25 protein-coding genes, 1 tRNA gene and 1 pseudogene are annotated in these 25,841 nt (G+C 40.6%); 14 read left to right on the plus strand and 13 right to left on the minus strand.

All coding sequences use genetic code 11. The annotated features are described in order from the left end of the window. Positions 1-89: 89 nt before the first annotated feature. Both ubiB and BHC51_RS09085 read right to left on the minus strand, forming a co-directional pair. The gene (gene ubiB / locus BHC51_RS09080) at positions 90-1,619 is read right to left on the minus strand and encodes a ubiquinone biosynthesis regulatory protein kinase UbiB (protein ID WP_100153839.1); all 1,530 of its coding nucleotides are present in this window, start codon (positions 1,617-1,619) and stop codon (positions 90-92) included. Positions 1,620-1,704: 85 nt separating this feature from the next. Then, positions 1,705-2,214, minus strand: a complete 510-nt coding sequence (locus tag BHC51_RS09085; RefSeq protein ID WP_100099574.1) for a HugZ family pyridoxamine 5'-phosphate oxidase — start codon at positions 2,212-2,214, stop codon at positions 1,705-1,707. A 309-nt stretch (positions 2,215-2,523) separates the two neighbouring features. On the opposite strand from BHC51_RS09085, the gene BHC51_RS09090 reads away from it, so the two are divergent. Beyond that, positions 2,524-3,078 carry a hypothetical protein gene (locus BHC51_RS09090; RefSeq protein ID WP_100153840.1) on the plus strand — a complete coding sequence of 185 codons (555 nt, stop codon included), beginning with the start codon at positions 2,524-2,526 and terminating at the stop codon, positions 3,076-3,078. 89 nt (positions 3,079-3,167) lie between these two features. On the opposite strand, the gene obgE is transcribed toward BHC51_RS09090, so the two are convergent. The 3 genes from obgE to rplU form a co-directional block, all read right to left on the minus strand. Beyond that, positions 3,168-4,301 (minus strand): GTPase ObgE, encoded by a 1,134-nt coding sequence (gene obgE / locus BHC51_RS09095; protein ID WP_100099672.1) that lies wholly within the window; start codon positions 4,299-4,301, stop codon positions 3,168-3,170. Positions 4,302-4,476: 175 nt separating this feature from the next. After that, complete coding sequence (gene rpmA / locus BHC51_RS09100) at positions 4,477-4,749, minus strand: 50S ribosomal protein L27 (protein ID WP_025331257.1); 273 nt, start codon at positions 4,747-4,749, stop codon at positions 4,477-4,479. A 20-nt stretch (positions 4,750-4,769) separates the two neighbouring features. After that, a complete protein-coding gene (rplU, locus tag BHC51_RS09105) occupies positions 4,770-5,078 on the minus strand; it encodes a 50S ribosomal protein L21 (protein WP_100089455.1) in 309 nt (102 codons plus the stop codon). Positions 5,079-5,880: 802 nt separating this feature from the next. On the opposite strand from rplU, the gene BHC51_RS09115 reads away from it, so the two are divergent. Next, positions 5,881-6,165 (plus strand): hypothetical protein, encoded by a 285-nt coding sequence (locus tag BHC51_RS09115; protein ID WP_100153841.1) that lies wholly within the window; start codon positions 5,881-5,883, stop codon positions 6,163-6,165. A 396-nt stretch (positions 6,166-6,561) separates the two neighbouring features. Here the strand turns inward: BHC51_RS09115 and BHC51_RS09125 are convergent. Together BHC51_RS09125 and BHC51_RS09130 are read right to left on the minus strand one after the other, a co-directional pair. Continuing rightward, a pseudogene (locus BHC51_RS09125) lies at positions 6,562-7,152 on the minus strand (MepB family protein). A 357-nt stretch (positions 7,153-7,509) separates the two neighbouring features. Next, positions 7,510-7,704, minus strand: a complete 195-nt coding sequence (locus BHC51_RS09130) for a hypothetical protein (RefSeq protein WP_100153843.1) — start codon at positions 7,702-7,704, stop codon at positions 7,510-7,512. A gap of 364 nt (positions 7,705-8,068) precedes the next feature. Between BHC51_RS09130 and BHC51_RS09135 the strand changes: the two genes are divergently transcribed. Continuing rightward, positions 8,069-9,043 carry a polyprenyl synthetase family protein gene (locus BHC51_RS09135; protein ID WP_100136360.1) on the plus strand — a complete coding sequence of 325 codons (975 nt, stop codon included), beginning with the start codon at positions 8,069-8,071 and terminating at the stop codon, positions 9,041-9,043. Positions 9,044-9,089: 46 nt separating this feature from the next. Beyond that, positions 9,090-9,164 (plus strand) — tRNA-Arg (locus BHC51_RS09140). A 33-nt stretch (positions 9,165-9,197) separates the two neighbouring features. Here BHC51_RS09140 and BHC51_RS09145 read toward each other — a convergent pair. Genes BHC51_RS09145 through BHC51_RS09160 form a run of 4 tightly spaced genes read right to left on the minus strand, consistent with a single transcriptional unit; the run spans position 9,198 to position 13,766 of the window. Then, positions 9,198-10,253: a nucleoid-associated protein gene (locus tag BHC51_RS09145; RefSeq protein ID WP_218966404.1), complete on the minus strand. Its 1,056-nt coding sequence runs from the start codon at positions 10,251-10,253 to the stop codon at positions 9,198-9,200. After that, positions 10,250-12,076 carry a DUF3732 domain-containing protein gene (locus BHC51_RS09150; protein ID WP_100153844.1) on the minus strand — a complete coding sequence of 609 codons (1,827 nt, stop codon included), beginning with the start codon at positions 12,074-12,076 and terminating at the stop codon, positions 10,250-10,252. Before BHC51_RS09150 ends, BHC51_RS09145 begins: the two co-directional genes overlap by 4 nt. Beyond that, positions 12,073-12,525: a three component ABC system middle component gene (locus BHC51_RS09155; protein WP_100153845.1), complete on the minus strand. Its 453-nt coding sequence runs from the start codon at positions 12,523-12,525 to the stop codon at positions 12,073-12,075. The genes BHC51_RS09150 and BHC51_RS09155 overlap by 4 nt, the downstream gene beginning before the upstream one ends. Beyond that, the gene (locus BHC51_RS09160; RefSeq protein ID WP_100153846.1) at positions 12,522-13,766 is read right to left on the minus strand and encodes an ABC-three component system protein; all 1,245 of its coding nucleotides are present in this window, start codon (positions 13,764-13,766) and stop codon (positions 12,522-12,524) included. The genes BHC51_RS09155 and BHC51_RS09160 overlap by 4 nt, the downstream gene beginning before the upstream one ends. A gap of 410 nt (positions 13,767-14,176) precedes the next feature. On the opposite strand from BHC51_RS09160, the gene BHC51_RS09165 reads away from it, so the two are divergent. Continuing rightward, a complete protein-coding gene (locus BHC51_RS09165; RefSeq protein ID WP_100153847.1) occupies positions 14,177-15,883 on the plus strand; it encodes a formate--tetrahydrofolate ligase in 1,707 nt (568 codons plus the stop codon). A gap of 535 nt (positions 15,884-16,418) precedes the next feature. Here the strand turns inward: BHC51_RS09165 and tal are convergent. Further along, positions 16,419-17,474, minus strand: a complete 1,056-nt coding sequence (gene tal / locus BHC51_RS09170; protein ID WP_100153848.1) for a transaldolase — start codon at positions 17,472-17,474, stop codon at positions 16,419-16,421. A 207-nt stretch (positions 17,475-17,681) separates the two neighbouring features. Between tal and BHC51_RS09175 the strand changes: the two genes are divergently transcribed. The 8 genes from BHC51_RS09175 (at position 17,682) to BHC51_RS09210 (ending at position 23,245) form a co-directional block, all read left to right on the plus strand. Beyond that, positions 17,682-18,656, plus strand: a complete 975-nt coding sequence (locus BHC51_RS09175; protein WP_100153919.1) for a KpsF/GutQ family sugar-phosphate isomerase — start codon at positions 17,682-17,684, stop codon at positions 18,654-18,656. Positions 18,657-18,697: 41 nt separating this feature from the next. After that, entirely contained in the window at positions 18,698-19,231 is a 534-nt protein-coding gene (gene kdsC, locus BHC51_RS09180; protein WP_100123126.1) for a 3-deoxy-manno-octulosonate-8-phosphatase KdsC, read from the plus strand. Then, a complete protein-coding gene (lptC, locus tag BHC51_RS09185) occupies positions 19,228-19,812 on the plus strand; it encodes an LPS export ABC transporter periplasmic protein LptC (RefSeq protein WP_100153849.1) in 585 nt (194 codons plus the stop codon). Before kdsC ends, lptC begins: the two co-directional genes overlap by 4 nt. Continuing rightward, complete coding sequence (gene lptA, locus BHC51_RS09190; RefSeq protein WP_100099561.1) at positions 19,793-20,296, plus strand: lipopolysaccharide transport periplasmic protein LptA; 504 nt, start codon at positions 19,793-19,795, stop codon at positions 20,294-20,296. Before lptC ends, lptA begins: the two co-directional genes overlap by 20 nt. Before the next feature lie 18 nt (positions 20,297-20,314). Next, on the plus strand, positions 20,315-21,049 hold the full coding sequence (lptB, locus tag BHC51_RS09195; protein ID WP_373885691.1) for an LPS export ABC transporter ATP-binding protein: 735 nt from the start codon (positions 20,315-20,317) through the stop codon (positions 21,047-21,049). 6 nt (positions 21,050-21,055) lie between these two features. Then, a complete protein-coding gene (gene rpoN / locus BHC51_RS09200; RefSeq protein ID WP_100153851.1) occupies positions 21,056-22,435 on the plus strand; it encodes an RNA polymerase factor sigma-54 in 1,380 nt (459 codons plus the stop codon). Between the two features lie 72 nt (positions 22,436-22,507). Continuing rightward, on the plus strand, positions 22,508-22,840 hold the full coding sequence (gene hpf / locus BHC51_RS09205) for a ribosome hibernation-promoting factor, HPF/YfiA family (RefSeq protein WP_100099558.1): 333 nt from the start codon (positions 22,508-22,510) through the stop codon (positions 22,838-22,840). 201 nt (positions 22,841-23,041) lie between these two features. Then, the gene (locus BHC51_RS09210; protein ID WP_100099557.1) at positions 23,042-23,245 is read left to right on the plus strand and encodes a glycine zipper 2TM domain-containing protein; all 204 of its coding nucleotides are present in this window, start codon (positions 23,042-23,044) and stop codon (positions 23,243-23,245) included. A gap of 69 nt (positions 23,246-23,314) precedes the next feature. Here the strand turns inward: BHC51_RS09210 and BHC51_RS09215 are convergent, their stop codons facing one another. After that, complete coding sequence (locus tag BHC51_RS09215) at positions 23,315-24,880, minus strand: TerC family protein (protein WP_100153852.1); 1,566 nt, start codon at positions 24,878-24,880, stop codon at positions 23,315-23,317. Between the two features lie 277 nt (positions 24,881-25,157). On the opposite strand from BHC51_RS09215, the gene yihA reads away from it, so the two are divergent. Continuing rightward, a complete protein-coding gene (gene yihA, locus BHC51_RS09220) occupies positions 25,158-25,808 on the plus strand; it encodes a ribosome biogenesis GTP-binding protein YihA/YsxC (RefSeq protein ID WP_100153853.1) in 651 nt (216 codons plus the stop codon). Positions 25,809-25,841 lie beyond the last annotated feature (33 nt).

A 25,841-nucleotide genomic window follows, 5' to 3' on the forward strand; every position in this document is an offset into this window, starting at 1 on the left:
GACTGTATATAACTATAAGCAGATTTCACAATACGAACAATATTAAAATAAAAACCCACAACAACTTTAGACTGTGTATACAACAAAAATCATTTAAACAGCAAAACAGCCAGCATCACCAGCGCAATCACCGCCAGCCAGAAATTCTGCTGCCTCTGCGTACGTAGCAAATGTACATAAGCATCACGCCATTCCAACTGCCGTTTTTCATCTACCAAAGCATTCAGCTTCCGCGGCAGTGCCGGCAACATTTGCGCCCAGTCCGGTGCTTCTTGCCGTACCGTTTTCCACAAAGCCTTCAAACCAATCTGATTATGCATCCAGCGAGTCAGAAACGGTTTTGCCGTTGCCCATAAATCCAGCTCGGGATCCAATTGCCGTCCCAGTCCTTCAATATTCAACAATGTCTTTTGTAACAGCACCAGCTGCGGCTGAATTTCCACATTAAAGCGGCGACTGGTTTCAAATAAACGCATCAGCACCATGCCAAAAGAAATCTCTGCCAGCGGCTTATTAAAAATCGGTTCACATACCGCACGCACCGCTGCTTCCAGCTCCTCTACCCTTGTGTCTGCCGGTACCCAGCCAGACTCAACATGCGCCGTTGCCACACGATGATAATCGCGATTGAAAAAAGCCAGAAAATTAATCGCCAGATAGCGCTTATCATAATCAGTCAACGTACCTACAATACCAAAATCCAATGCAATATAGCGACCATCATCCGCTACCATAATATTACCGGGGTGCATATCTGCATGAAAAAATCCATTATCAAACACCTGAGTAAAGAAAATCTCTACCCCATAGCGAGCCAACTGGTGTAAATCAATATTTTTCTCACGCAGCTTGTCCAGACTGGCAATAGGCGTACCATCCATCCACTCAATCGTCAGCACCCGACGCGCACAATAGTCATAATAAACTGCTGGAATAATCAGCATCGAACTATTACTGAACTGACGCCCGAGCAAACTGGCATTAGCCGCCTCTCTCATCAAATCCAGCTCATCATGCAGATAATTCTTGAATTCCGCTACCACCTCCCGTGGTTTCAGCCGCTTACCATCAGCAAACAGCCATGCCACCCAGCGCGCACCCACAGCCATCAGTGCCAAATCCTGGTCAATCACCGGAGCAATATCCGGACGTAACACTTTCACCGCCACTTTCTGACCAATGCCACCATTAGCATCAAACAGATAAGCCTCATGCACCTGAGCAATAGAAGCACTGGCTACCGGTTGCGGATTAAAACGGGCATAAATTGCCTCCAGCGGTTTACCAAGCTCACTTTCAATAACCTTGATTGCCACATCACTGTCAAACGGAGGTACCCGATCCTGTAACATAGCCAGTTCACTGGCATAATCTGCTGGTATTAAATCCGGTCGCGTGGATAAAACCTGCCCAAACTTAACAAAAATCGGTCCCAAACTTTCCAGCGCCAGACGCAAGCGTACTGCCACTGCCAACTGCCGGTATTTGCGACCACGCGGTAACAGGCGTATAAGTCTTTGCAGCCATAAAGGCTGTATATGCACCTGTACCAAATCCAGCAGACCATACACATAGACCGTATGGATAATCACCCAAATTCGTTTAGGCCAACACCACATGCACACAGCTCCGGTTTACCGAATAAAGCAGTTATTGTACGGGATTTTATTCCCTTTTACCGAGCAATAGCTGCGTACAGCGGTATCATACTGATTTAGCATTCTTTTCCGTTAACTGTACAGCACCAGCCACATCATCAGGCACAAACACATAAGCACGCCCAAAACCAGTTACCAGACGCGCTTTTTCCAACTGCAAACGAAACAGCATAAAATCCGGCAGCCCGCTGAGCACATCCACCGTATTCCCCAGCTTGGCTTTCATTGCCTGCAATGCAGCCGTACCATCAGTTGTGTCCTTTTCAATAGCCGATACCAACGCAGTGTAATTCAGCCGCGCACGAGCAAATATATTGCGGGCAGAAGCCTCATCTTCAATCAACATTACATTTGCCTGCTGCTGTCGCTGCAAATTCTGCGTATGTAACGACAAACCAGACAACAAAACATACAGACAGCCATCATGCTCAGCAAATGGTGCATAGCTCGCCAGAGGCGTTCCATCCTGCCCCACCGTAGCCAGAACCAAAGAATTTAATTGCTGTAATCGTGTTACAGCTGCCTGAAGTTCTGCTACATCATGTTGCTCGCTCATATATTCATTCCTAAATCAGATTAATCATCACAAAAATTAATGATAATAATTTTCATCTGAAAACTCAAATACCATTTATAATCCACATTTCCAATCGTAACCAGCACAACCGTCAGCATCTGGCTAAAAAAAATCATTATTAATCAGAAACAAATACAAATACCTGACCCAAATCAATACAACCTGCTTCTGTCAGCCCCCATTACAGAGGCAATAAAAAACATATTAACCATCGACAACCGAAAAATTTGGGTAAAATCATCAGCAACATTTAAAATCAACTCAACTAATCAACAGCGGTACAGCATCATGCACAATCAGCATAATCCGGCAGCAACCCAGCCTCAAACACGCCCTCGGCAATTTAAACAGCGACTACTCAAACTGGTATTATTCTGTGGTTTTCTGATTCTATTTATCTTCCTGCTGGCCAGACTGGACAGCAGAACGGCCGATAACCACAAACCTTGGCATACAGATTTCACGATTGCAACATTCGAACCAAATGGTTCCTTTCTAGCCTTACCCTATTCATATGTCCAGCAGCACTCACTGGCCAATATCACTTTTCTGGCAAAAAATCCAAACGGCAGCAAACAGAAGAATGACAGCGACACCTTTAGCTACAAAGTTGTACAACAAACAGCACAACAGCAACTGATACAGACCAGCCTGCGCACATCCCACAGCATTACAGTAGCCACATATCAGGCAACAGCCAGCACTGTTACACCCATCAAATCCACAGCCTATGCCGTAGACCAAATATCCATGGCAGCAGTACTAGCCCTAATCAGCGTACTATCCCTACAATTTTTATATCGATTTCTGCGCCGTCGCTATTCTCACCAGAAAACAAAGTAAAATTTCTTTTACCCCTGCACCCTGACTTATCCAGACACAAAAAAGCCACCTGCAACAGGTGGCCAAACAAACAATACCAACAACCAAATTCATTCAGGCTGAATCAACCCGTTTGTCGTCGATACCTCCGGTATAGCCTGTTCTGCGTCCTGCTGTTGTGCCAGTAATTTATGCCGTGCATCCAGATAACGCTGAATAGTCTGCATCAGCTCTTGCGTGCCCTGATGTGCCAGTGCACTGATTTCAAAAACCCGTGGTGTTGTCAGGTCAAATTCAAACTCATCATTCGGCTGCGGATAATCCCAGCCAATATCGTCAAGAAACTGAGCCACACGCGCAGCACGCTCATCATCAGCCAGCATATCAATTTTATTCAATACCAGCCAGCGCGGCTTATCATGTAACGCCTCATCAAAGCGGCGCAATTCTTCAATAATCGCCAGAGCTTCAGCAGCCGGATTCACACCCTCATCAAAAGGTGCTAAATCCACCACATGTAACAACAATCCCGTACGCGACAAATGTTTCAGAAATCGGTGCCCCAAACCGGCACCCTCTGCTGCACCTTCAATCAACCCCGGAATATCAGCCATCACAAAACTATGATTATCATCACTACGTACTACGCCCAGATTAGGATGCAAAGTAGTAAACGGATAATCAGCTACCTTCGGTCGTGCTGCTGAAACTGCACTAATAAGCGTAGATTTACCGGCATTCGGCATACCTAGCAGACCCACATCAGCCAGCACCTTCAACTCCAGCAGCAAACTGCGTGCCTCACCTTCCTCACCGGGAGTAGCCTGCTTCGGTGCACGGTTAATCGATGATTTAAAGTGAATATTACCCAAGCCGCCCTTACCACCTTTAGCCAAGCATACCCGCTGACCATGATGCGTTAAATCAGCTACCACCTGCTCCGTATCCACATCACGAATCAGCGTGCCCACCGGCATTCTCAACTCAATATCATCAGCACCACGCCCATAGCGGTCGGAGCCATGGCCTTTTTCACCATTTTTGGCCTGATAGCGTTTAACAAAACGATATTCCACCAAAGTATTGATGTTTTCATCAGCTACTGCCCACACACTACCGCCCTTGCCACCATCACCGCCATCCGGCCCCCCCTTGGGCACAAATTTTTCGCGGCGGAAGCTGGCCGCACCATTGCCGCCGCGGCCGGCAACTACCTCGATTTTTGCTTCATCAATAAACTTCATATCATTCTCAGTCTGCAATATTTATGCCCGGACAGACAAAAACCATCCTGCCCACGTGAAAGCGTCATAGCGTGATTATAGCTAAACTACAGCATAATAGTGCTGCCTATTCACCACAACCGCCTTTACAACAAAAAAGCCCTGCCAGACAGGCAGGGCTTAAATCAGTAAAAACTTACTCGTCAGCGCCAGTGTACGGACGCACACTTACCGTTTTACGGTTCAACGCGCCTTTTACTGCAAATTCCACATAACCATCCACTTTAGCGAACAGAGTGTGATCTTTACCCATACCTACATTTTCACCAGCGTGAAAACGAGTACCGCGTTGACGAACAATAATTGAACCAGCCGGAATCAACTCATTACCAAAGGCTTTAACGCCCAAACGTTTGGCTTCTGAATCACGACCATTGCGGGAGCTACCGCCTGCTTTTTTGTGTGCCATTCTGTTATTCCTTCACTCAATTAGGCAATCGCCACGATTTCAATCTGGGTAAAATTCTGGCGATGACCCTGACGTTTCTGGTAGTGTTTACGACGACGCATTTTGAAAATGCGTACTTTATCATGACGGCCATGAGCAACCACTTTAGCAGTTACTTTCGCGCCTTCAACAAAAGGCGTACCCACTTTCACCGCTTCACCGTCAGCAATCATCAAAACTTCATTCAGTTCGATCTGGCTGTCGAGTTCTGCTGGTATCTGTTCTACTTTTAATTTTTCGCCAACGGCAACTTTATACTGTTTACCGCCGGTTTTTACGACCGCGTACATACTCAACTCCAATAGGAATTCAATTAAAAACAAAAATTAAATTTCCGCACAAAAACGGAATCTGTAATTATAACAATCACTGATTTCACTGTCAAAACAATAAATAAATACCCTGCTGTACCAGAATAATCCCCATACAGATAGACGTTTTAATGGGTATACATCCGCAGCATCATTCCCTAGCCCGCCTAATCAAATATCCCCACAACAACAATATCTAAGACAGCATTTAAATCACTATATCAATAATTAATATAGATTTTTAAGAATTTAATAAACATAAACACACAATAAATACACACAAAAACCACAAAAAAAATTTTTAGGCTACACATAAATGTGCCAATCAACAAAAAACCATTTAATACCAGAAAAAAAGCATAAAATACTAAACAATTATCACCAAAAGCATATTCAGGCAACAAAACAACAAATAACCCATCCAAAACAGAATATTATAAACATACCAGCCAATCAGCATTTATGGTAAATAGGTATTGATTATAAGTTATCAATCTGAATAACATTCATAAAAGAATGTGAAATAATAAAATTATCAGGTAATTCCAAAAACAGCTTAGTAAAAGGATAAAATAAATAAACAATCAATATTCATAAAATACAAAAACATAAATACAATAAATTAATATATTAACAAAATAGCAATATAGTACCTTTTAGTATCAATCTAAGTTTCAATCACAGCTTATAAACTATCGGCAATAGAACAACTGATTGAAAAATTTTAACTTTATCTGTGATAACATAAATTTTCCTTCAGCAATAAAATTTAGGAAATAAAATGAAAAAATTAGCCGTACTTTTTACTTCTTTACTTTTGACCCTTCCTGCCAGCAGCTTTGCCGGTAATGGCATAGCTCATCCTATTGGTGATGGTAATTCAATTATTACGAAACCAGTTGAGATCACCACTCCTTGGTTATTAGTCGAGTCAAAACCTATTCTGCATATTCTGTACGTTTGTACTTGGCAGCGTAGTACCATTAGCATTGATGGCACCACCAAAACCGAGAAACAAAGACATCTTGGTATTGGAAGCTGTATCTATACCAGACCCAAAAACTAATCAACAACTAAACCCTCCACTTTAACTCCTTATTCGTAAGGAGTTTTTTTATCCTCAAAGTACCAGACCGCTATGTTCTATTGATAAAAAACAGTCAGATAATCAGGCATCAACTTATCCAGTAACGGAAAATTGAAAACATACTTTGCAGCCAAAAGCTATTTATATAGTTATACACATACAATTTACAAAACCAGAGCTCTGCTGGCTAATAAAACCGTATATAGTGATGTATTGTTCAAAAGTAAACATATATTTCAGTTGCCAACAGATGTTATGTTGTAATTCGCCATTGTTATCACGTGCTATCGCAGCATCGAAATTATTTACTTTGTGCGAAATTTGTCTGCTTTTGATTTCAACAACCAAAATCCACAATCTATTCCAACAAATAGATTAAAAAAGTCTATTCATTGTTAGAAGTGCTTTGAGTTTGTTGACATTGACCTCATTTGCAATTGCAGAAACAAAGTGCTGTAATTGCCATTTTTGTGTTGTAATTTCCTGTTTTTCAATAGTTTTAACCCAGGGAGCATATACCCGAATAGCTCTTTTCCCATTTTTCCCCTTAATCTGTAGTAGTCTTTATTTAATCGACATTACACCTTTTTCCGCTAACACATGTCTATTAAATAAAAAGAACCCTCTATGAGTGTGGTCAAAAACGCTCACCAATATGAACTCAAAGCCATCATCAAAATCTATGGGCATGATTTCATCCTGTGCACTCGGTCTTTTCCAAATGGCTACAAATTGTCCGATCTTAGTTGGAGTAGTATTGGCGACGCGGAACAATACTCGTTTACCTTCCACCTCAAATTGACAAGCACCATACTCACCGCTCTCAGCTTCTCGTCGGGGTTGCGATATGCAGAGGCCTGCCGGCAATAACACATCGTTTATGATATCGGTAAGTTGAATAGGGATGCTTCCCTTCCTCGGATCGTCAAACCAGGTCCCCTCAACACCTTTATTCGTTTCCAACATATTTAATTTCCCTCTTTCGTAACAGTGACTTTTAAACTCTAACTAACCCTTTTTAGTCGTCATGCTTGCTCAGGAAGATTTGCACAGAATTCAAACCAGCACGTAATACTTTCGCAACATCTCGCAGCCCAAGTGCTCTTTTCCAGCCCGTCGAGGCGGTTTCCTCCATTATCCAACACAGCTATAACTTAGCACCACAACTCCAAACACATGCAGGTATTCAAGTAATCAACTTATCAGCACAGATATATCAGCTTGTAACAGATCCATAGCAACATTCTCACTCACCTGCCCGCGCCCCAATCCGTATATGTTTCAGTAAACAGAAATTTCTATTCATCGCTGGCAGAAACATAGTCATAATGTAAACCTGCTCCATATAGCTACAACATCTTCGCTTACAGAAAGATTGAAGTAATCACAACTCATCATTCCCATAGTAAACAGAGTATTACAGCAGCCCGTTTCAAAACCATAGCAAGCATTATCATCCATTGCCCTAAAAATGCTGTTTTCAGTTACCACAGACTGATGTAATACCAAATCCATCATTAAAATTCCTTAGCCTATCAGCAAAAATACACACAGCTTTGACTTATTAAAATCAGCAAGTCCAGCAATCGTCCATCCCGCAACCGCATACCCTGCAAAAGCAGGAGTTTATTTATACAAAAAACTGCAATCTAATAAATTAACTGATTAGCACACAGCCACAGACATAAAATTCTGCTGCGAATTCTGCTCCTACTACTTTTACTCATATCACAGATTCCACAACATATCTGCATTAACCCAATCTAACTTTTCTCTTTCCTAAATTGATTTCAAGTATAATAATACGCAAATGCGCTCAGCAGTTACGAGCACATATCGATTAAAACACATCACCTGTACCGATTGCAGAAACGCTAAACACATGCTTGAAAACCTGCCTTATTTCCAAAAACACCTGCCTGAAGACCTAAGCCGAGTTGATGCAGTAATCAACCGAGCTGTCGAATCTGAAGTTGTCCTGATTTCACAAATTGGCCAGTATATTATCAGTGCTGGTGGCAAGCGCCTGCGCCCGATAATCACCATACTTGCCGGCAAGGCACTGAGTTACAATGAGGATCCACTGTTTTCACTGGCGGCCATGGTGGAATTTATCCATACCTCTACCCTGCTGCATGATGATGTAGTAGATGAAAGCGACCTGCGCCGCGGCCGTGAAACTGCCAATAACCTTTTTGGCAATGCCGCAGCCGTACTGGTAGGTGACTTTCTCTATACCCGCGCCTTTCAGTTGATGGTAGGTTCCGGCAGCTTACGTATTCTGGAAGTAATGGCTGAAGCCACCAATATCATCGCTGAAGGTGAAGTAATGCAGCTGATGAACATTGGCAACATCGATATAACCGAAGAACAGTATATACAAGTAATCGAATACAAAACCGCCAAACTGTTTCAGGCCGCGGCACAGGTGGGAGCCATACTGGCCAAGGCTACCGAAAAGCAGGAGCTGGCATTGAAAAACTACGGTACCTATCTGGGCACAGCATTCCAGATTATCGATGATGTACTGGACTATGCCGGCGATGTAGACACCATTGGTAAAAATGTTGGCGATGATCTGGCCGAAGGCAAACCCACTCTGCCACTGATCTACCTGCTTAATCAGGGTAGCCCTACTGCCGCAGCCGATGTGCGCCATGCGTTGGAACATGCCGACCGCAGCTACTTCGATAAGATCCACGACCACGTTATCCACTCAGATGCACTGGCCTACTGCACCGCACAGGCCAAAAAAGCGGTAGACGCGGCTGTTAACTGCCTGAATGATTTACCAGATAATGAAGCCACACAAGCAATGCGTGATTTAGCATTGGCATCTTTAGCCCGAATCTCTTAAAATAGAGGGCTATGGCTGAAATCAGCCATAGCCCTGTTTTCAAAGTCTCGCCGTAGTTCAACGGATAGAACACATGCCTCCTAAGCGTGTGATACAGGTTCGATTCCTGTCGGCGGGACCATCTCACCAGACTTGGTTACTAAACGCTGAATAATCAGTTTTCTTCCTGATAATAAATCTTATAAAACTTACGCCCATCACCATCTCTACCCTTTTCAATCATATCTTTGCCACCATGAATATAGATATGAAAATTTTTATCCAGCTTCACTACACTCTTAAAATACCTCTCTTGTTTTTTTACTGCTTTTGGAGAAATATCAAAATTGTTAATCGGTTCTAATTGATTTTCCTGTGCATAATTCTGACTAAAATCTTGATATTTTCTGATTAAGTCATCTTTGGCAAATACCTGCTGCTCAAATTCCTGTAAATCAAACTGTTCATTATTTTTAAAATAATCCACAGAACGATTAAGTAAACCTATTTTTTCCGACTTACTGGCTTCATCATCAGCATCCATGGATTGAGCTATAAATTGCTTAGCCGTTTCCATAATATGTGTTGTCCGATGATATTCATTATTAATTGGTTTAATACTCAGAAAATCATCTGTCCAGTACTTAGCTTCCGCACGTCTGTTTGTATTATCCACAACAGCAACCAGATAGCCCTGCTCCCTATGCTGATTGAAAATCAAACAACCTTTATCCAGCTTCTGAATACTTAAACCTTCAATATCGGCCAAATCGTAACCGGTTTGCTTGTCTTCAACTTTAAGAATTTTTTGCTTGTTTTCTGATTTAAAGATACCAATACAATCCACTAATTCATCATCAACTGTACAATCAGTAAGATAAAATACCCCCAATTCCCCAGCCTTGATTTGCGGGTGATTACTTTTATCATACAGATAGCGCCCCATATTTTTAGACTGATTGATGAAACTATCAATATCAGTGTTCTCAAACATGGCATTGATAATGGTATAAACTGGATTAAGCTCCAAATCGGGAAAACAATGAAACTGATACAATTCATCAAATTTGAAATTAGAAGTGATTAACTTATTAAGAGTATCTTCCACATTCGTATAATTGCTTAACTCATCACACAAGCGTACACCGTCTGAGCAATTTTTATTGCCAATATAATGTATAACTAGTTGTTCAATTTTACCTAAATGAATATTATGCATTGATTCAATCATTCTTTAATCAATTGTTGAGGAATTAAAGCATTACCATTTATAAACTCTTCAACAGTATGGAAATGTTCAAGAGTATTTTCCCAATTATCTATTGATGCATGCTCAACCATAAATATCTGAAAATCAATTTTTTTTTCACCCACCATCAAATCAATAAATTCATTGAGCAAATGAAAAGCATCGGTAAGCTTTAAATCATCATTTCCTCCTTGATAGTACGGAATACTAGGCTGGTCAATAAATAAAAATTGTGGCACATAAGATTTTACAACACTAAATAAATAAGCATGTAGCCCAAGATAAAGATACAAATGCATAAACATAAAATTCGACTTGCTACCTAAATTGCCAATCGGGAACATATCATTTGGTGGGTAAAGTCTCAAGGACATTTCATCAAGGTCAAATTTAATAGCATAATTCTTATAAACAGGAATTGAATTAATTAAACAATAAAAGGACTGAATAGAACTATTTATTTGGTTAATTATGTCTTGTCGCACTGTTTTTACTGATGCCAAAGTATCTAATAATTCTTGTTTTAGTTCCTTATTACCTGCCAATTTTTTTTCATTAATAGTCTTAGGATTATAAGATTTTTTAATATTTTCTAATTTCTCCTTTATTTCACCCAAAATAAAACAATTATTTCTATTCTCTAATAAAGTAACATTACTTCTCTGGGCTATTTCCTCATCTATTAATTTTATTTGTTCTTGAATAAAACTAATCTCGCTTTTTATGCTATCAGGAATAGCATTCTTTATATATGTTTTATTTTTTATATTTTTTAAAGAATATTCTAAATTTTGCAAAAATTCATTAGCTTCTAATGGATACATTATTTGATCTTGCAAATTTCTATATAAAAAATTAATAGGTTGAATACTATCCGCCAATTTAATCAAACTAGTGTGATAATTATTACATTCTTTTTCATATTTGCGAATTAAAAATAACTTATTTTGTAGATTACTCCTTCGATTTTTTAACCTATTTATTTCTTGTAAAACATTACTATCTTCAATATTATTAACATCAGGAATAATATTCTCAATAATATTAACAATTTCTTCTGCTGAATCAAATGAAATAGACTCATCCAAAAGTTTATTGTTTTTACATTCATCCAAAAGTTTTTTTAAACTCTCTTTGTATCTAACATTATTTTCGTCATTTTTCCTTTTTTTCTCTTCAGTATTCTCTATATATTTTTGAGTTTTCTTTAATTTTGATTGAGTTTTTAGATCTTCAAAAGTGGTAATGCCAGTCATAAGATTAAATATTTTTTTTAATTTATCTATATAACTACCTTTAGGGTACTCCCGTTCAAAATAAGAAGTATCAAAATAAACTTCTTGAGATGCGATTATATTCTCCGTTAAAGAATTAAATAATAAAAAATCTCTATAGGAAATATTAAAATCATTCTTTAATTCCTGAGTTATATCAAGTGCTTCGTTTAATAAATTTATTATTTCAGTCGGGTTTGAATTTTTATAAGGTAGTTCTGGAAAAGAAGTTTTGTCTAAAAATAAATCAAATGATGGCGCACCATTATTTGCGCTTTTACGTGCTATAAACAAATTTTCATTATTAATAGAAATTTTTATACCAAACCATTCAACGGCATTAGTAATAGGCGTTGCAATTTTTACCTGATCAGAAATTAGACAATAGTCTATAATGTTAAAAAAACTGCTTTTACCTGTATTAGAATCACCAGTAATTACATTTACTTTATTTGGTAAAAAATAATATGCCTTTGGCTCAAAACTTTTATTTTTAAACCATAATTTAATTTCATGAAGAGTAAATTTCATAATTTTATTTTCAAAATCCTATATAATTCATCTGTAGAGTAATAATTCATCATTTGAACAAGTTTTGGAATCACCTTATAGATTTTATCAAAACGTTTACCCAAATCTTCATCTTCAAATGTAATCTCTTTTTTTTTTGTAACTTTTATATCTAATTCAATCAAGTTATTTTTTGACAATATATGCAATGCATTTATACATACCGGCAGTAACATGTCATATCTTGAACTAAAAGATAAAAATATTTTTTGCTTTTCATCTATTAATTGCTGTAATGTAAATATGTCTCTTTGTTTTCTTGTGAAGTAATTAACTGTCCTTTCATCAAAAACAAATGGCAATATTAAGCAAATCCGTGCTATATCCATGGTTTGACAATGATGTAATGCTGCAATAAACACGCAACACGCTAAAGCTTCATTGTTATATATATAATAGAATTCTTTCATTGTTTTTTATACATCCTTTCCCAATCATAATGCCATCCAATTTTTAATTCATTTGAAAGCAACCAAAAAAAACCATTATTGAATTCTATTCCTAATTGTGAACCATAATCTGGCATAGAAGAATTTATTTCACGTACTTTATCTACAACTTGTATACTATTCTCAATAATTTCCTCTTCCAATTCATCAATCTTCACTCCACTATACAATTTATTTTCAATTTTTCTATAAACACTGTCAAATATGTTATTCCACCTATCATAGCAATCCTTTTCATAAGATTTTAAATCAACACTTGTAATTGCTGTTTCCTTTAACCAATACTTTATATATTTATCTGCCTTCAACATTTCAATACAGTATCTTATTAGTCTCTTATCTTTTCTTTGAGAATCACTCATCACAGCTCTAATATCAATTAATTGTCTAGCAAAATTCAATTGCTCTAAATTCGCTGGGGGAGTTATTTCTTCGAAAGTTCTTATAGGAAGTCTTGTTTTATTCACAGTAGCATTAAAACAACTATTATATATTTTAGCAAATTCATTTTTAGTGAGTATATATTTTTTTTCTGACTTAATTGCTTCATATGAGGCAATTTTTAGCTGTGCATATAAATCATTAAAAAATCTATCTATAAATTGCTCTGGTATATGAAAATTATCATATAAAGACCTTTTGATTTCGGTAACAATATCATCTTTATTAAGAAAGATTTTCATATTCTTCAAAAATAAACTAAGCTTATCATCATTTAAACTAATTACTTCCTCAATCTTTTTTGAAATAGTTTTTGAATTAGTAGAGCTTAATATTAAGCTCAATCTATTCTTAACATTGTCTAAATCATTATCATTATTAAAATCGTCATATAAACTAATAAATTGATTATCAGTATGATTCTTATTACTGACTAATACAAAATGATGTTTATCCAAAAAATTCTTTGTCGATTTTACTTGCTTCGCCCAGTTATAAAGCGTATGCCATAAATCATCATCCAAACTAGATAAATTTATAATTTCCCCATTTTTTTTTCGTTGAGATGAGTGTTTTAATTGAAACAATATCGTACTACCATCTCCTTTGTCTAGCTGGACATCATCTTTATCCTCATAACCAATGCTTTCATCTTTTTTTAATTGTAAAGCAAGCAAAGTAAAATAATAAAATTGATAATCAAATCCTATTAACTTTTGACCTTCAAAATTTCTATTCTCAGTGTGGATACTTGTATTCATAATTAAGATATCAATAAATGCAAAAATGACTTATTTACAACATAAACATCTACTAAATGTTAATTATTTTATTATTTTTTATCTATTTGTATATAGATATCTATTTTAAAGTCCTAAAATTATTTTTTTTTATAGTAAAAAAAATATATTTCAATCAAAATCTTTTTATAAATAATTGCTTTACCTTATTCATTAGCATAATGTTTAAATGTATTATGGAAACGACACTTTTTAAAAGTTTGTCTTTTCATACAATTTTATACAATTTATTAATTTTATTATTGATCAGGTAACGAGATTTATCTTAGTAACTGCATTAACTAATTTACCTTTTAGGTTTATATAAATACTTCTACAATTATCATGATTTAACAACCATACTTTAGATCCCATATATAAGGAAATTCTATATGACAGCCAGCACCACACTACTGCCCATTACAGAAATCGCCCGCAACTGCGGCATCCCTGAACAATACCTTATTCCTTATGGTCGTGAAGTAGCAAAGGTAGATTTACAGGTGATTCGGCCGGATGCAAAACAGGGCAAGCTGGTGCTGGTCTCAGCCATTACGCCTACACCACTGGGTGAAGGTAAAACGGTTACGACAATCGGGCTGAGTCAGGGGCTGAATTTTATCGGGCAGAAAGCGATTGCCTGTATTCGCCAGCCCAGTCTGGGGCCGGTGTTTGGGGTGAAAGGTGGTGCAGCTGGCGGTGGTAAGGCGCAAGTGTTGCCGATGGAGAAGCTTAATCTGCATTTAACCGGTGATATTCATGCGATTACGGCAGCACATGATCTGGCCTCTGCGGCACTGGATGCGCGCTTATATCATGAGGAGCATCTGGGTGAGGAGTTTACGGCGCAAACGCAGTTGCCACGGCTGAATATTGATAAAAACCGGATTGTATGGAAACGGGTCATCGACCATAACGACCGTGCGCTGCGCCGGATTAAAGTGGGCGTGGGCGGTGGTGCTAATGGAGTGGAACGGGAAGATGGTTTTGAGATTTCCGCAGCTTCGGAGCTGATGGCGATTCTGGCTCTGGCTACTGATTTACAGGATATGCGCCAGCGTATCGGGCGGATTATTCTGGCTTATGATACTCAGGGTAAGCCGATTACTGCGGAACAGCTTGAAGTAGCCGGTGCGATGACGGTTTTGCTGAAAGAGGCGATTAATCCCAATCTGATGCAGACGGCAGAACAGACACCGGTGCTGATTCATGCCGGCCCGTTTGCCAATATTGCCCATGGCAATTCTTCGGTGCTGGCGGATAAGGTGGGTTTGCAACTGGCTGATTATGTGGTTACTGAAGCTGGTTTTGGTTCGGATATGGGCATGGAGAAGTTCTTTAATATTAAATATCGCCAGACTGGTGTTGCGCCATCCTGTGTGGTGCTGGTGGCTACGGTACGCAGTTTGAAATCCAACAGTGGCCGCTTCAATATTAAGCCCGGGCAGGCGTTACCGGCGGAGGTTACGCAATGCAATGTGGCACTGCTTGCTGAAGGCAGTGCCAATCTGGGCTGGCATATCCAGAATGCGAAAAGTTATGGTTTGCCGGTGATTGTGGCAATTAACCGCTTCCCTTACGACCATCAGGAAGAGCTGGATTTTGTTAAACAATATGCTTTGGAACATGGTGCCTGTGCCTGTGAAATCAGTGATGCATTTACTCAGGGCGGTGCGGGTACGCAAGCGCTGGCACAGCATGTAGTAGCTGCATGTGCTCAGGATAATGCGGTTATTCTGCCCTATGCGGATAATATGCCGCTGGCGGAAAAGATTCAGACGATGGCGAAAAAATATGGCGCGCGTCAGGCTAATCTGTCGGCACAGGCTGAGCAGAATCTGGCGGAAATCCAGCAGCTTAAGCTCGACCATCTGCCTTTGTGTATGGTGAAAACGCCGTTGTCTATCAGTGCCGACCCTAATCTGAAAAATGTGCCTACTGATTTTGATATTGAAATCACGCGTCTGCAATTATCGGCAGGTGCCGGTTTTATTCGGGTGTATGCTGGTAATGTGATGACGATGCCGGGGCTGAGTACTTTACCTGCTTACCGGCAGATTGATGTTGATGCTGAGGGTAATATTGTCGGCTTGCATTAGTCTTTGTCTTAGCGCTGTTAATCGGAATTGGTGTTAACGCATACTGAAAAGCCACAGTGGTTTGTTATATTACTGTGGCTTTTTTATTTGCTATTTCATGCTGTGGAAGGGCTAACTCTACAGATGATATACAGAAATATAGCAGTAACTGTATTTGACTATAATGAGCAGGAAGCGTGGTTGGTAGATTATATAAAGTAAAATTTAAATTTTCAGGTATAAATTTAAGCTATTTATGTATAAATTTAGTTTTAAATTTATAAAAATCTTTAATATTTAACCTTTAAATATATATTTAAATTTTAAACTTAAATAAAATCTACTTTTATAATGTATAGTTTATATTTAATTAATTCTTATTGTAATTTAAATTTATAATTTTAAGATGTATACTCTAATTTCAAAATAGATTTATACTTGAAAAATATAGATGTTAATTAAATTTGATATACGTTTTATATTTTAATATTACAAATAACAGGTATGCTTTAATTGTAATACAATCCATACCTGTTATTGTTTTAATCTAACTTGGTTAAGCTAAAGGCTGTAATAAGGCATCAAAGGCATCTACAAATTGTTGTAATCCTTCTTGTTGCAGGCGGCTGGCTAGCGATTCAAGATTGATACCCAGTTGTTCGATTTCAATCAGTACGCTTTTGGCCTGTTGTACGTCCTGAGTTAAGGTGGCAGCGGCTTTGCCGTGGTCTATAAAGGCGTTGAGGGTATTGGCTGGTATGGTATTGATGGTATCTGCACCAATAATGTTTTCTATGTAGCATACATCGGAATAAGCAGGATTTTTGGTGCCGGTGGAAGCCCAGAGCAAACGCAGCGGTGCGGCCTGCTGCGCAGCCAAGTCGGTAAATTCGCGGTTTTGGGTAAACTCCTGCCAGTCAGCATAAGCGGTCTTGGCCAATGCTATGGCGGTTTTGCCTTGTAAGGAAGCTGGCAGGGTAATATCTAATGCGCTGTCAATTCGTGATAGAAAGAAGCTGGCTACTACCTGAATGCGGTTAACTGGCAGATTCTGTGCCAGACGCTGACGTATGCCCTCTGCATGTGCCTGCCATGATTTTTGTAGCTGTGCTTTGGAAAATAGCAGGGTAAGGTTTACGTTGATGCCTTGTGCCACGAGTGTGGTTAAGGCTTGTATGCCGCTGTCGGTAGCGGGTATTTTTATCATGACATTCGGACGGTCAAGCAGGTGCCACAGGCGTACAGCCTCGGTAATGGTAGCCTGTGTATCGTCAGCCAGATCGGGAGCAACTTCGAGGCTGACAAAGCCTGCTTTACTTTGACTGCGTTCATATAATGGCAGGCAAACATCACATGCAGCCTGCACATCCGCTACGGCCAGTTGTTCGTAACGCTGTTTCGGAGTCAGTACCTGCTGTTTTAGGCGGGTGATATCGCTTTGATACAAGCTATCGCTGGCAAAGGCTTTCTGAAAAATGGCCGGATTAGAAGTCACGCCACTGATGCCAGCATCCAGCATTTGTGCCAGCTCTCCCGACTGAATCAGACTTCTGGAGAGGTTGTCTAGCCAGATTTGCTGTCCCAGTGTGTTGACTTGTGATAATACGGCCATGTTATTTCCTTGTGGTAAATATATGTTAGATATGTTTTGTTTAGGTTAATCAATTAATTAAACCGGTTACTCATGCGTTATGGTTTACTCTAACGAGGCTTGGGTATTTTGACAAGATCCTTAAACAAACAAAATGGCTGTTATCAGGTTATAATCGGGTTAAATTTATTGTGTCTTTGTTTGCTTATTACTGCTACTGATGGTGCTATGAACGTACAGGATAAATATTTGGACTGGGGCAAGGAAGTTTTTGCTATTGAAGAACAGGCTGTACGCGAGGTTGCTGCCAGTCTGGATGGGCATTTTGCTGCGGCTGTGGCTACTATTCTGGATTGCCGCGGGCGTGTGATTGTTACTGGTATGGGTAAAAGTGGCCATATCGGGCGCAAGATTGCTGCTTCGATGGCCTCCACCGGTACACCGGCTTATTTTGTTCATCCTGCTGAAGCAGGACATGGCGATCTGGGTATGATTGTTGATGGTGATGTATTGATTGCACTGTCCAACTCTGGTGAGAGTGAGGAAATTCTGGCATTGATACCAGCCATCAAGCGCAAACATGTTCAGCTAATTTGTATCACTGGTAAAACCAGTTCCAGTATGGCTAAACATGCGGATATTCATTTATGCGCCCATGTATCACATGAGGCATGCCCATTAGGTCTGGCGCCAACATCCAGTACTACTGCGGTACTGGTACTAGGTGATGCGCTAACAGTTGCTTTGTTGCGGGCACGCCAGTTTACACCGGAAGATTTTGCATTGAGCCATCCTGCTGGTAGTCTGGGTAAGCGTTTGCTGTTAACGGTGGCCGATGTGATGCATAGCGGTCAGGATATGCCGCTGGTACAGGAAGATACGCTATTGCGTCAGGCCATTGTGACCATGAGCGAAAAAGGCTTGGGCATGCTGATAGTGGTAGATGGTAACGGGCGGTTAAGTGGTTTGTTTACGGACGGTGATTTACGCCGCCTGTTTCAGAGTAATCAGCAGTTGAAAGACTGGGTTCTGGCTGATGTGATGGGACATGCGCCTAAAACGATTACCCCAGAGCGGCTGGCTACGGAAGCTTTGAAAACTATGCAGGCCAATAAGGTAAATGGTCTGGTGGTTATTGATGAAGATAACCGTCCGGTTGGTGCGCTGAATATGCACGATTTATTACAGGCACGTATTGTTTAGACGGGTTGGTAAGTTATTTTAAAGGTATGATGATGAATGCAATGATATCTGCTACTGCGCTATTACAGGCTGCACAGCAAATCAGGCTGTTTATTATGGATGTAGATGGTGTGCTGACTGATGGCCGTATCTTTATCCGTGATAATGGTGAGGAAATCAAGGCATTCCATACCTTGGACGGGCACGGTTTGAAAATGCTACATCGTCATGGCATTCAAACGGCAATTATTACAGGACGTGATGCACCTTCTGTTGGAATTCGTGTTCAGCAGCTTGGTATTCAACATTATTTTAAAGGTATTACGGATAAGCGCAGCTGTTACTGTCAATTGCTCAAACAACTGAAACTGAGTGAACAGCAATGTGCTTATATCGGCGATGATGTGGTAGATTTACCGGTAATGAAACGTTGCGGGCTGGCGGTCGCGGTGCCCAATGCGCATGCGCTGGTATTACAGCATGCTGATTATGTTACTCGGGCACCGGGCGGAGCCGGTGCGGTACGCGAGGTATGTGATTTGTTACTGGATGCACAGGGTTTTCTGGCTGCGGAAATGGCGGAGTATCTGGCATGAATGTGTTACGCAGTCGCAGTAACTGGGCGTTTCCACTGGTTCTGGCGGTGGCACTTGGTGGTGTGAGTTTCTGGCTCGATCGTATTACTGAAGTGAAAACGGTAGAAATCCCGCTGAATCCGAAAGAGCCGAAATATGTAATTAATACGATTAATGGTGAACGCTTTGATGAGCATGGACAGTTAAGTGAAGCTATCCATGCATCTGCTGCACGGCAGTTTCCGCAGCAAACTGTTATCTATATAGATAATCCTGATATGAGGTTGTACAGAAATGGCGCTGAACTGTATCGTATTAAGGCCAATACCGGCCAGTATTATACTGACAGCCGTAAGGTAGATTTGCTTGGGCAGGTAAGATGGTTTAAAAATCCGGTGGGCCATGAGCCGGCAGGTGAGCTGCAAACCAGCATTTTACATGTAGATACGCAGACTCAGGTAATTAAAACGGATGCACCGGTCATATACCAGTATGGTATATCGCGTGGTACTTCGCAAGGTTTTGAATATGACAAACAGCGCGGTTTTCTGAATTTACCCGCGCGTGTAAAGGCTATTATTTATGATCCGCATTCGCACTAATGGTAAAGTTTTTGTAGCCATGTTACTGCTTGCTGGCAGCGTGCATGCATGGGCACTGGATAGTGACCGGCAGCAGCCGATTCAGATTGAGGCTGATCAGGGTTCACTGGATAAGCAGAATCAGACCACAGTGTTTACTGGTAATGTTAAAATGCGGCAAGGCTCTATGTATATGAATGCTGCCCGTGTGACTGCACATAAGGATAATGCCGGCAATCAGACAATTATTGCTGACGGCAAACCAGCTAAGTTTGGTCAGCAACTGGAAAAAGACGGTATGGTATTTGGTCAGGGTGATAATGTACACTATGAAAGTCTGAGTGGCATTGTTACTATTACTGGTAATGCTCAGGTAAACCGTGGTGGCGATATGGCCCGTGGTGCTGTGATTGTATATAACACTAATACTGAAGTTTATACGGTTAAGAGTGCGCCTAAAGGGCGGGTACATGTCATCATCCAACCACAACAGAAAAAGAAATAAGCCAAGCTCATGAATGGAATGTCTACTGCGCCGCAAAGCCAGCTACGTGTCAGCGGCCTGCAAAAAAGTTTTAAGCAGCGTCAGGTTGTCAATGATGTTGCTCTGGAAGTAAATAGTGGAGAGGTAATCGGCTTACTTGGGCCGAATGGTGCTGGTAAAACCACCAGTTTCTATATGATTGTGGGGCTGATTGCTGCCGATGGTGGCTGCATCATGCTGGATGGTCAGGAAATAACCCACCTTCCTATATATGAGCGCGCTCGTCTGGGTTTGGGCTATCTGCCACAGGAAGCTTCGATTTTCCGGAAAATGACAGTAGCTCAGAACATCAATGCTATTCTGGAAATCAGCTATCCACCGGAAAAACGTGCTGAACAGCTGGAGTTACTGCTGGCTGATCTGCATATCGAACATATACGCAATAATACTGCGATAGCACTGTCTGGTGGTGAACGTCGTCGCGCCGAAATTGCGCGAGTACTGGCAATGAATCCTCGTTTTATTCTGCTGGATGAACCTTTTGCCGGTGTTGACCCGATTGCGCTGATTGATATTCAAAATCTGATTTCATTCCTGAAACAACGTGGGATCGGCACATTGATTACTGATCATAATGTACGTGAAACTCTGCGTATTTGTGATCGTGCTTATATTATTAATCAGGGTAGTGTTCTGGCTTCTGGTATACCGGAGGAACTGGTTAATAATGAACAGGTACGCGCTGTTTATCTGGGTGAGCATTTCGAGTATTAAGTGCGTATGCAAAAACCTGCTACTCATCTCAAACTCAATCTTACAACACGTCTCAGCCCTAAGCTGCAACAATCTTTACAAGTGTTGCAGCTCTCCACGCTAGAATTACAGGAATTGGTTTCTGGCTGGCTGGCTGATAATCCTTTTCTCGAGGAAGTAGAAAATGCAGCTGAGGATGCTACGGCTTTCACTCAGTATGTGCAACCACCACAGCATGGCATTCTGCAAGGGGAAAGCGATATCTGGGATACGCTGGCCGATGCCCCTGATATGTATGCATTATTGCGCCAGCAGGTATGTGAATACGATTTGGACGATACTACGGCGTCTCTGATTTATTTTCTGATTGATAATTTAAATGAACAGGGTTATCTGGATAGCAGTTTAACTGATCTGGTAGAAAATGTGCCGCTGGAATGGCGGCTAGATGAAACAGAGCTGGCTCGTGCGCTGACTATTCTGCAACAGTTTGAACCAACCGGTGTTGGTGCACGCAATTTGCAGGAATCGCTGCTACTGCAACTGGATAATTTATCACTGCCATTAACTATAAATAGTGACAGGGTTCTTACCTGCGCGCGCCAGCTGATTAGTGAATATTTTGGTCAGTGGCTCAGCACTCATCAGTTCAAGCAACTGTGTCGGAAGCTTCCTCAGTTTTCTGCCTCCATTATTGAAGATGCCTGTACATTGATTGGCACACTGAATCCTTTTCCCTGTTATGGCTTACCTGATCGCAATGGCATTCTGACTATTCGTCCAGATCTGGAGGTATATGCTGATGATAGTGGTTGCTGGCAAGTCCGTACCATGCGCGATGCTTTTCCACAATTGAGAATAGAGCCTAGTGTTGAAGATTGGGTACAGCAACAAAACGCCGAAATGGATGCAATGTGCAAAAGTAAATGGCAGGAAGCGCATACTTGTCTTCACAGCTTGCAGATGCGTAAAACTACTTTGCAACGTCTAGGTGAATGGATTTTGCAGCAACAGCAGGATTTTTTCAGTTTTGGTTCGTTAGCACTGGCGCCTTTAACAATTAAGGAAACTGCACAGGTACTTGAACTGGCAGAAAGCACTATTTCACGCGCCATTAATCAGAAATATCTGACCTGTTCACAAGGTGTTTTTCCTCTGCGCTACTTTTTCAGCCAGTCTGTTGCCGCCACGGATGATGGTACAGGTAACAGCCAGACAGCAATTAAATCATTGCTGCAAAGTATGATTAACGAAGAAGACCCGCAACACCCCTACTCTGATGCATATCTGGTCAGCCAGCTAGCCAAGCAGGGTATCAATCTGGCGCGGCGCACGGTTGCAAAATATCGTGAGGCCTTGAAAATTCCACCGGCGCACCAACGTAAAGTACAACACAACAATAATTAATTTTCAGTTAGCTTATATAAATTTTAATTCTATCTTTCCCAAAACCCTTTAAATTAAAAAAGGAATTAGGCTATGAATCTGAAATTTGTCGGACAGAATCTTGATGTTACCGCAGCTTTAAAGGACTATACACTGAGTAAGCTGGAACGTATTATTCGACACGTGGATCAGGTAATCAATGCAACTGTTACTTTTTCAGTATTGAAAGTTCAGAAAAAAGTGGAAATTGATTTACATCTTTCGGGTAAAGACATTCATATTGATTGTGTTGATAATGATATGTATGCGGCGATTGACTGTCTGATGGATAAACTAGATCGCGCTGTGATTAAATACAAGGAAAAAAAGCAACCTTCACGCCAAACACTGGAGATACCGGCTGATATTACAACTGAAGCTGAATAACTGGCAGAAATTTTAATTACACCTGTATAAATGCCTTTATGGCTGTAATTGCAGTTTTTTTGCTAAACTGGTTTACTACAGGTATATAATTACTATGAAACAATACTATGTTTGCTATTGGACGGTTTATTAGCAATGCAAATATAAGTTGATACAACGCAATCAATCTTTTGCACTATTACATTTGAAAGAGGCATTAACATGAAATCAAGTATAAAAACATTAGCATTAATAGCCGTAATAGCTACATCTCTCTCTGCCTGTGCAGATATGACTCCAGCTCAACGCAATACTGCGACAGGTGTTGTAGTGGGTGGTGTGGCCGGTAATCTGCTTGGTAAAGATACTGGTGCTACTTTAGGTGGCGCTGCACTGGGTGGTGTTATTGGCAGCCAGATTAGATAATTAAGCCATTAGATGTAAAAAAGCCTGCTGCTAACAGCAGGCTTTTTTTGGCTTGCTAACTATATGGAGTTATTCAGCTTCTGGCTGTGCAATTTCGCTGATACGTACACGCTCCAGACGATGGCCCTCTTTGCTTAATACTTCAAAGCGATAACCAGCATAATCAATAGTATCACCTACATCGGGAATATCCTGCATTTCCTCCATGATTAATCCTGCTACGGTATGATATTCTGCATCTTCCGGCAGTGTAGGCAAACGCAGATGCTGAGCGAGAACAGCATACTCCAGACTGCCATCTACGGTAACACTATGGTCGGCATTCTGCTGAATACTGGGTGCGTCCGCGCGCTCATATTCTTCTGGGAAATCACCAGCGATGGTTTCCATTAAGTCTTTCATGCTGACCAAGCCGAGTACAGCACCAAACTCATCTACAACTAATGCAATATCCGCGCTTCGTGAACGAAACAACTCCATGGCATCAAGCACAGTACTGCTGTCAGGTAAAACCAGCGGTTGCCGCAGTGCTGCCTGAATATTTAACGATTCGCCTTTTAATAGTTGGTTTAATAAGTCTTTTTTATTAACAAACCCTAATGGCTCATCAATACCGGCCTTACCTACTACCACCAGCCGGGAAAAGGGTGTGTTTTGTAATTGCTGATGCTGCTGTTGCCGTGATTGCGATAAATCCAACCGTTCAATGTCGCTACGCGGTGTCATTACGCCCATTATTGGCCGTTCTGCCAGAGTTAATACACTACGTATCATGGATTTTTCATTTTCTTCAAAATGTTCATCGTCTTCAGTTTGTGTACCATTTTTGGCCAGCTCTTTTTCGCGCAGACCCATCATACCCAGTACGCTGTCTGCAGTACGATACCGCCATGAACGGCCAATCATGTCGTTACGACGAGTATTATGGGTAGAAATCTGGTTAAAAATTTCAATGAGAATTGAAAAAGCAATGGCTGCATACAGATACCCCTTGGGTATTTCAAAATGCAATCCTTCGGCAATCAGACTGAACCCTATCATCAGTAAAAAGCCCAGACACAACATTACCACTGTGGGATGCCGGTTCACGAATTCGGTCAGCGGTCCGCTGGCCCAGATCATCAGTGCCATAGCAATAATCACAGCCAGCATGGCCACTGTAATATGTTGCACCATGGCCACTGCAGTAATCACTGAATCAAGTGAAAATACTGCATCCAATACCACGATTTGCAATACCACACTCCAGAAACTGGCATATACAGCCACATTGGTAATTGAAGCCATGGCAGTATGGCCTTCAAGGCGCTCATGTAATTCTGTGGTGGCCTTATAGAGTAAAAACAGTCCGCCACCGAACATAATCATGTCTTTAACTGAGATTGCAAAACCACTGATATGTACAAACGGTTTGGTTAGGGTAATGATAAAAGACATCAGTGCGAGCATTACTATACGAATGAGTACTGCCAGAGTTAGGCCGACTATACGAGCATGATCGCGCTGTTTCGGACTGGCTTTATTCGCTAAAATAGCTACAAATACAAGATTGTCGATACCCAAAACGATTTCTAGAATCACCAGGGTAATCAGCCCCACCCATGTGGCCGGTTCTCCCAACCAGCTTAAATCCATTTTCTTTTCCTATGCGTTAAACAAAAATAGGCAGCCTGCTACGCGAGCAAAGCTGCCTGAAGTCAGTGAAAAACATGTCTACATGCACGATACAACTGCCCGAGACCTCGTCTTTCATCTGACTGTTTCCTTAAAATAAGCCTTTTTTCAGTTTAGCAGCATGAAGCAAAAAATCAAGTGCTATGCGTTAAAACTAGCGTTAACATATATTCCTAAATCAGGATTGTGCTTGAAAACATGGTATGCTACTACCTTATATTATCTTTTTTAGTTACTCATGAATCTGTTTCGTCACGCCCGTTTTTATACTACTGTTAATCACTTGAAAGACCTGCCTGCAACAACTGCAGAAATTGCTTTTGTAGGCCGCAGTAATGCAGGTAAATCAAGTGCCATTAATACTTTAACCAATCACACCCGTTTGGCCTATGTATCCAAAACTCCTGGCCGTACCCAGCATATTAATTTTTTCGAACTGACGAACGGCGGGTTTATGGTCGATTTACCCGGTTATGGTTATGCACAGGTACCTGAAGCAATACGCAGACACTGGGTAACTTTACTGGGGGATTATCTGCAAACAAGAGCACAATTAATCGGGCTGATTTTGATTATGGATGCACGCCATCCGCTTAAGGAATTAGACAGGCAGATGCTCGATTTTTTCGCGGTAACTAATCAACCTGTTCATATCTTGCTATCCAAAGCGGACAAATTATCCAAGAACGAACAAATTAAAACATTGGCTAATGTTAAAAAAGCTCTTCAGCCATATTTTGCTCGGCAGCAAGTCACCGTTCAGCTATTCTCCAGTCTGAAAAAACTCGGTATAGACGAAGTAAATCAGATTGTAGCTAACTGGTTCGCTCAACACACTGCCCTACCTGTAATAGAAACAGATATACCAGAGCTGAAAACCGTCGATTAATTTTCCAGCTATAGCAGTAGCTATTATTACAGG

The sequence above is a fragment of the Snodgrassella alvi genome, assembly GCF_002777745.1.
Lineage (GTDB): Bacteria > Pseudomonadota > Gammaproteobacteria > Burkholderiales > Neisseriaceae > Snodgrassella > Snodgrassella alvi_D.

Bases quoted from the DNA above. Each gene is read 5' to 3' on its own strand.
- BHC51_RS09215 (WP_100153852.1), bottom strand. From the start codon at position 24,880: ATGGATTTAAGCTGGTTGGGAGAACCGGCCACATGGGTGGGGCTGATT.
- rplU (WP_100089455.1), bottom strand. From the start codon at position 5,078: ATGTACGCGGTCGTAAAAACCGGCGGTAAACAGTATAAAGTTGCCGTT.
- BHC51_RS09145 (WP_218966404.1), bottom strand. From the start codon at position 10,253: ATGATTGAATCAATGCATAATATTCATTTAGGTAAAATTGAACAACTA.
- yihA (WP_100153853.1), top strand. From the start codon at position 25,158: ATGAATCTGTTTCGTCACGCCCGTTTTTATACTACTGTTAATCACTTG.
- lptB (WP_373885691.1), top strand. From the start codon at position 20,315: ATGTCTACTGCGCCGCAAAGCCAGCTACGTGTCAGCGGCCTGCAAAAA.
- hpf (WP_100099558.1), top strand. From the start codon at position 22,508: ATGAATCTGAAATTTGTCGGACAGAATCTTGATGTTACCGCAGCTTTA.
- BHC51_RS09150 (WP_100153844.1), bottom strand. From the start codon at position 12,076: ATGAAATTTACTCTTCATGAAATTAAATTATGGTTTAAAAATAAAAGT.
- BHC51_RS09165 (WP_100153847.1), top strand. From the start codon at position 14,177: ATGACAGCCAGCACCACACTACTGCCCATTACAGAAATCGCCCGCAAC.
- tal (WP_100153848.1), bottom strand. From the start codon at position 17,474: ATGGCCGTATTATCACAAGTCAACACACTGGGACAGCAAATCTGGCTA.
- BHC51_RS09090 (WP_100153840.1), top strand. From the start codon at position 2,524: ATGCACAATCAGCATAATCCGGCAGCAACCCAGCCTCAAACACGCCCT.
- BHC51_RS09160 (WP_100153846.1), bottom strand. From the start codon at position 13,766: ATGAATACAAGTATCCACACTGAGAATAGAAATTTTGAAGGTCAAAAG.
- lptC (WP_100153849.1), top strand. From the start codon at position 19,228: ATGAATGTGTTACGCAGTCGCAGTAACTGGGCGTTTCCACTGGTTCTG.
- rpmA (WP_025331257.1), bottom strand. From the start codon at position 4,749: ATGGCACACAAAAAAGCAGGCGGTAGCTCCCGCAATGGTCGTGATTCA.
- obgE (WP_100099672.1), bottom strand. From the start codon at position 4,301: ATGAAGTTTATTGATGAAGCAAAAATCGAGGTAGTTGCCGGCCGCGGC.
- kdsC (WP_100123126.1), top strand. From the start codon at position 18,698: ATGATATCTGCTACTGCGCTATTACAGGCTGCACAGCAAATCAGGCTG.
- BHC51_RS09115 (WP_100153841.1), top strand. From the start codon at position 5,881: ATGAAAAAATTAGCCGTACTTTTTACTTCTTTACTTTTGACCCTTCCT.
- BHC51_RS09175 (WP_100153919.1), top strand. From the start codon at position 17,682: ATGAACGTACAGGATAAATATTTGGACTGGGGCAAGGAAGTTTTTGCT.
- ubiB (WP_100153839.1), bottom strand. From the start codon at position 1,619: ATGTGGTGTTGGCCTAAACGAATTTGGGTGATTATCCATACGGTCTAT.
- BHC51_RS09155 (WP_100153845.1), bottom strand. From the start codon at position 12,525: ATGAAAGAATTCTATTATATATATAACAATGAAGCTTTAGCGTGTTGC.
- BHC51_RS09130 (WP_100153843.1), bottom strand. From the start codon at position 7,704: ATGATGGATTTGGTATTACATCAGTCTGTGGTAACTGAAAACAGCATT.
- BHC51_RS09085 (WP_100099574.1), bottom strand. From the start codon at position 2,214: ATGAGCGAGCAACATGATGTAGCAGAACTTCAGGCAGCTGTAACACGA.
- BHC51_RS09135 (WP_100136360.1), top strand. From the start codon at position 8,069: ATGCTTGAAAACCTGCCTTATTTCCAAAAACACCTGCCTGAAGACCTA.
- rpoN (WP_100153851.1), top strand. From the start codon at position 21,056: ATGCAAAAACCTGCTACTCATCTCAAACTCAATCTTACAACACGTCTC.
- BHC51_RS09210 (WP_100099557.1), top strand. From the start codon at position 23,042: ATGAAATCAAGTATAAAAACATTAGCATTAATAGCCGTAATAGCTACA.
- lptA (WP_100099561.1), top strand. From the start codon at position 19,793: ATGATCCGCATTCGCACTAATGGTAAAGTTTTTGTAGCCATGTTACTG.